This is a genomic window from Streptomyces sp. NRRL F-4489 (genome assembly GCF_001509485.1).
GTDB lineage: Bacteria > Actinomycetota > Actinomycetes > Streptomycetales > Streptomycetaceae > Streptomyces.
In genome coordinates, this window is the sequence record NZ_LLZI01000099.1 from 1 (window position 1) to 5,701 (window position 5,701).

General features: G+C 73.3%; 5 protein-coding genes. 1 reads left to right on the top strand and 4 read right to left on the bottom strand.

The window, feature by feature from the left end; all coding sequences use genetic code 11:
• Window positions 1-644: class I SAM-dependent methyltransferase (locus ADL22_RS09925; protein ID WP_066975899.1), on the top strand; the 644-nt coding region annotated here is incomplete at its 5' end.
• Between the two features lie 33 nt (window positions 645-677).
• Here ADL22_RS09925 and ADL22_RS09930 read toward each other — a convergent pair.
• The 4 genes from ADL22_RS09930 to ADL22_RS09945 form a co-directional block, all read right to left on the bottom strand.
• A complete protein-coding gene (locus ADL22_RS09930; protein WP_066975901.1) occupies window positions 678-1,685 on the bottom strand; it encodes a class I SAM-dependent methyltransferase in 1,008 nt (335 codons plus the stop codon).
• A 244-nt stretch (window positions 1,686-1,929) separates the two neighbouring features.
• Window positions 1,930-2,817 (bottom strand): carbohydrate ABC transporter permease, encoded by an 888-nt coding sequence (locus ADL22_RS09935; protein ID WP_066975903.1) that lies wholly within the window; start codon window positions 2,815-2,817, stop codon window positions 1,930-1,932.
• 23 nt (window positions 2,818-2,840) lie between these two features.
• Window positions 2,841-4,172, bottom strand: coding sequence for a carbohydrate ABC transporter permease (locus ADL22_RS09940; protein WP_066975905.1), 1,332 nt, complete (start codon window positions 4,170-4,172; stop codon window positions 2,841-2,843).
• 102 nt (window positions 4,173-4,274) lie between these two features.
• A complete protein-coding gene (locus tag ADL22_RS09945; protein WP_234430623.1) occupies window positions 4,275-5,699 on the bottom strand; it encodes an ABC transporter substrate-binding protein in 1,425 nt (474 codons plus the stop codon).
• Window positions 5,700-5,701: the final 2 nt, after the last annotated feature.

Sequence of the window (5,701 nt, forward strand, 5' to 3'; positions counted from 1 at the left end):
CCGCGGCCCCCGCCCCCGGCGCCCCGGCCGCCCGCGCCCCGCGCCCGGCCCCCGCCGCCCCGGCCGCCTCCACCGCCCGTACGCCCGCCCGCCGGCGGTCCGGCGGACCGGCCCGGCGGCCGGCCGCCCGCACCCCGTTCGCCCGGCAACTGCGGCGGATCGGCACCGGCCGCGTCCTGGAGATCGGCTGCGGCGACGGCGACACCCTCGCCGCCTGCGCCCCCGGCAGCGTCGGCATCGACCACGACCCGCGGGCCGTCGCCCGCTGCCGCGCCCGCGGCCTGACCGCCTACACCGCCGACGCGTTCCTGGCCGGCCCGCACGCCCGCCCCGGCGCCTTCGACGCCCTGCTCACCGCGCACGTCCTGGAACACCTCGACGACGAACAGGTCGAGGAACTGCTGCGCGCCTACCTCCCCTACGTCCGCCCCGGCGGCGGCGTCCTGCTGATCACCGCCCAGGAGGCCGGGCACCGGGCCGGCCCGGAACCCGTCCGCTTCACCGACTTCACCCTGCTCCGCGCCTTCGCCGCCACGGCCGGCCTCACCGTCCGCCGCACCTACTCCCACCCGCTCCCGCGCACCGCCGGACGGCTGCTGCGGTCGAATGTGTTCGTGCTGGTGGGGGAGGTGCCGCGGGGGTGAGGCGGGCGGGGCCGGGGCCCGGCGCGCGGACTGTCAGGGGCGCGCCGCCTGCGTACGCGCCCGCTTCCGGGCCCGTACGAGCGCGCGGGTCAGGACCGGCGGCAGGAGGTCCACCGCCACCCGGCGCAGCACGCCGCGCGGGGGGCGGGCCGCGGTGGGACGGGGCGCGGCCGGACGGGCCGCCGGTCCGGAGGCCCGGGCCGGCTCCGGCGCCTTCTCCGCCGGCCGTTCCGGGGCCTCCACCGCCTCCGCGGCGTCGGCCTCCGCCGCGTACCGCGACACCGGATGCGCCGGCTCCTTCGCCCCCTTGGCGCTCAGCCGGATCAGCGGCCCCCCGTTGACCTGCTGCACCTCGTGCCACAGGTCCCCGCGGCCGGCCAGCCAGGCCAGCAGCGCCTCCTGGTACGGCTCCGGATCGCCCCAGGTGCCGTAGAACTTCGTCCCGGTCAGGCAGAGCGGCCGCAGCCCGTGCCCGGTCACCGCCTGCCACGTCGCCGCCGCCACCCCCGGGCAGTGCTCGGCGCGGTAGTCGTCCAGCACCACCACGCCCGCGCCGGTCAGCAGCTCCCGCACCGCCAGGATGTCGCCGTGCACATGCTCGTACAGATGCGACGCGTCGATATGCGCGAACCGCACGCTGTCCGCCGCCACATGCTCCCCGACCACCGAACTCGGCCCCTGCACGATCACCGGCAACTCGTCATGAAACGCGAGGTAGTTGGCCTCGAAGGCGCGGCGGGTCAGGGTCGCGTACGACTTCGCCATCTCCCTGGAGTTCGGCGCGTCCCCGGCCGGCGAGTCGAACAGGTCGCAGACCGTGAACCGCTCACCGTCCCCCAGCCGCGCCCCCAGGAAGATCGCGCTCTTGCCCATGTACGCGCCCAGTTCGAGCAGGTCGCCCGCCACCGACCGCTCGCGCTGATGGCTCAGGAACCAGTCGAAGAGCAGCTGATCGGCGGTGAAGAACCAGCCCTTGACATCGGCCAGCCGGGCGGGGCGCGGCAGCGGTTCGGCGCTCCGGTCTGCGGTAACGGCAGTCATCTGCGGTCCGTCTCCAGACGGTCGGGAATCGGGGCGGGACACGGCGCACCGGCACGCACGGCACCGGACACGGCCGCGGGACACCCCGCGCGGCCGCCGTCCCCGCGAGCGGCTGCCATCCTGGGCCCGCAACATGAACGGAAGGTGAGCACCGGCCCCGGTGCCGGTCATGTCCGGCCGGTTCCTATGGCGCTTCCCGTTCCGTACGCCGCGACTGCTGCGTACGCCCCGCCCGGTGCCGTCGCTACTTCACCGCGCCCGCCATCACCCCGGACACGAACTGCCGCTGGAACGCGAAGAAGACGATCAGCGGCACCACCATCGACACGAACGCGCCCGGCGCCAGCACATCGATGTTGTTGCCGAACTGCCGCACCTCCTGCTGGAGCGCCACCGTGATCGGCGGATGGCCGCTGTCCGCGAAGATCAGCGCGATCAGCATGTCGTTCCACACCCACAGGAACTGGAAGATCCCCAGCGACGCGATCGCCGGCCCGCCCAGCGGCAGCACCACCCGCGTGAACAGCCGCAGCTCACCGGCCCCGTCCAGGCGCGCCGCCTCCAGCAGTTCCCGGGGGATCTCCGCGAAGAAGTTCCGCAGCAGGAACACCGCGAACGGCAGCCCGAACGCCGTGTGGAACAGCACCACCCCCGCCGTCGTCTCGAACAGCCCCACCGCCCCGAACAGCTTCGCCACCGGGATCAGCGCCACCTGCACCGGCACCACCAGCAGCCCCACCACCACCATGAACCAGCCGTCCCGGCCCGGGAAGTCCAGCCACGCGAAGGCGTAACCGGCCAGCGACCCGATGACCACCACGAGCACCGTCGACGGCACCGTGATCGCCGCCGTGGTCGCCAGCGAGCCCATCACCTTCCCGTTCGACAGCAGCTGCGCGTAGTTGTCGAACGTCAGCTGCGCGGGCCGGGTGAACACCTCCCACCAGCCCGACTCGGCGATCTGCGCCGGACTCCGAAGCGACGACAGCAGCAGCCCGACCGACGGCATCAGCCAGAACAGCGCCACCAGCACCAGGAAGACCCGCACCGCCCCGCCCCCGGTACGCGCCGCGACGCGCGCGGCCCAGGAGCTTCTCGGCGTGCGAACCTTCACGGTCGTGATCGGCGTCATCGGCGGCGTCCGCGTCGTATGCGTCATCGGCGGCGCTCCTTCCGGATCCGGCGGAGATTGACGTACATCACCGGCAACACCAGCACCAGCAGGAACACCGCGATCGCGCTCCCCAGCCCCTGGTCCACATCCGTCCCGAACGACGACTGGAACAGCTGCAACGCCAGCACATTCGCCGACCGCAGACTCGACCCCGGCGCGATGATGTAGACCAGGTCGAAGATCTTCAGAACGTTGATCATCAGCGTCACCAGCACCACCACCAGCACCGGCGCCAGCAGCGGCACCGTGATCCGGCGGAACACCTGCCACTCACCCGCGCCGTCGACCCGCGCCGCCTCCAGCAGCTCGCGCGGCACCCCCGCCAGCCCCGCCGCGATCAGCACCATGGCGAAACCAGCCCACATCCACACATAACTGCCGATGATGGCCGGGGTGACCAGCGCCGGGCCCAGCCACTCCACGCCGTTGTACGCCGCCGCGAAGTTCGCCGCGGGCAACCGCAGCCGCGCCCCCGCCGCCTGCGCGGGCAGCGCGTACGTCCCGTCCGCCGCCGTCACCGCCGACGCCACCACCCGGCCGTCCCGCACCGCCTCCACCCGCAGCCCGGCCAGCGCCTTCTCGCCCCGGTCGATCACATTCGGCCGGCCCCCACCGCCACGGGTGAAATCCAGCCACGCGGTCCCGGTGACCTGCCCCGGCCGGGGCCGCGCCGGCACCGCGGGCCGCGCCCGCCCCACATCCCCCGGCTGCACCGCCACCAGCGGCAGATCCGCCACCGCCCCGGCCCGTACGGCCGACCGCGTGGTGAACGCCCCGCCGCCGGACGGCCGCAGCTCCCCGTTGGGCCGCGGCTTCGCCCCCGGGAACGGCGCCGGCTCCGCGAACGTGTCGTGCACCGCCACCCACACCGCGTTCGCCACCCCGCGCTGCGGATCCTGGTCGTACACCAGCCGGAAGATGATCCCCGCCGCCAGCATCGAGATCGCCATCGGCATGAACACCACCAGCTTGAACGCCGTCCCCCAGCGCACCCGCTCGGTCAGCACCGCGAAGACCAGCCCCAGCGCCGTGGCCACCGCCGGCGCCACCACCACCCACACCACGGTGTTCTTGAGCGCCGTCCGGATGCCCTCGTCCGAGAACATCGCCCCGTAATTACCCAGCCCCACAAAGCCGTTGCCGGACGCGTCGAACAGGCTCCGGTACACCGAGAACCCGATGGGATACACCACCAGCGCCCCCAGCAGCACCAGCGCCGGCAGCAGGAACACCGCCGCCACCCACACCCGCGTCCCGGACACCCGCCGCCGCCCGCCGCCGGCCCCGGCCCGCACACCCACCGCCCCGCTCACGCGCACCACCCCCGCTCCCGCTCGCCGAACGCACGTCCTGACACCGGGCCCGCGGCGCGGCCGCCGCCCCGGCTGCCACCACTGGAACGCCGGTGCCGGCCGTCAGTGGCCGAACGCCTTCGCCGCGTCCCGCTCCAGCCGCTCCTGGGTCCCCGCGACATCCCGCGGATCCTTCAGGAAGTCCTGGAGGTCCTTCCACTCGCCCTGGCCCGGCTTCCCGCCGAACGACGCCGGAGCCTGGTCGGACATATCGAACCGGAAGCCGTCCCCGGCCGCGATCAGCGCCTTGGCGATCTTCCGCGTCACGTCATCCGCGTACGCCGCCGGATCCAGCGCCTTGTTCGGCGAGAGGAAACCGCCCGCGCCCGCCCAGATCCGCGCCGCGTCCGTCGACGCCAGGAACGTCAGCAGCGCCTGCGCCGCCTTCTGGTGCTTGCCGTCCTTCAGCGCCACCGCCACGTCCCCGCCGGTCACCACCGGCGGCTTCGCGCCCACCGCCGGGAACGGGAACACCTTCGCGTCCGCCCCCACCTTCGCCTTGGTCTGCGCGATGTTCGCGGCGGCGAAATCGGCCGACGACACCATCGCCGCCTTCGGCGCGTCCCCGCCGCTGAACGTCTGCGTCACCGACGTCGGGAAGTCCGTCTGCAGCGCGCCCGCGTTACCGCCCGCCAGCAGCTCCTTGTGCCCGAACAGCTCCCCCAGCGTCGTCAGCGCCTGCTTGACCGACGGGTCCGTCCACGTCAGCTCGTGCTTCGCCAGCCGGTCGTACTTCTCCGGCCCGGCCTGCGACAGGTAGACGTTCTCGAACCAGTCGGTCAGCGTCCAGCCGTCCGCCCCGCCCACCGACACCGGCTCCACACCCGACTCGGAGACCGTCCGCGCCGCCTTCAGGAACTCCGGCCAGGTCTTCGGCTCGGACACCCCGGCGTTCTCGAAAACCTTCGTGTTGTACCAGACCAGCGACTTGTTGCTGGCCTTGAAATACACCCCGTACCCGGTGCCGCCGTGAGCCCCCAGCTCCCGCCACCCCTTGCTGTAGTTCTTTTCCAACTGCCCCTTCGCGTCCGCCCCGAGCGGCGCCAGCCACCCCTTCTCCGCGAACTCGTTCAACACCCCGACCTGCTGCAGCAGCGCCACATCCGGCGGCCCGCCCCCGGCGATCTTCGACCCGATGAACCCGGCCATATCGTCCCCGCTCGGCACGAAGTCCACCTTCGCGCCCGTGCGCTTCTCGAACTCCCCCAAGACCTTCCCGAAGTTCTCCCGCTCCGCCCCCGTCCACACCGCCGTCACCTGCACCCGCTCCCCCGCCAACTTCGGCAACGAGACAGTGACCGGCGCCTGCTTGCCCTTCTCCTTCCCCTCCCCGGCCCCCCCGCCCCCGCCACCACCCCCGCAACCGGTCACCCCCACCGGCGCCAGCCAACCCTCCTCCACGAACTCCTCCACCCCCCCGACCTGCTGCAGGAGCACCCCAACCATCGGCCCGCCCCCGGCGATCTTCCACCCGATGAACCCGGCCATAT

Bases quoted from the DNA above. Each gene is read 5' to 3' on its own strand.
- ADL22_RS09930 (WP_066975901.1), bottom strand. From the start codon at position 1,685: ATGACTGCCGTTACCGCAGACCGGAGCGCCGAACCGCTGCCGCGCCCC.
- ADL22_RS09935 (WP_066975903.1), bottom strand. From the start codon at position 2,817: ATGACGCCGATCACGACCGTGAAGGTTCGCACGCCGAGAAGCTCCTGG.
- ADL22_RS09945 (WP_234430623.1), bottom strand. From the start codon at position 5,699: ATGGCCGGGTTCATCGGGTGGAAGATCGCCGGGGGCGGGCCGATGGTT.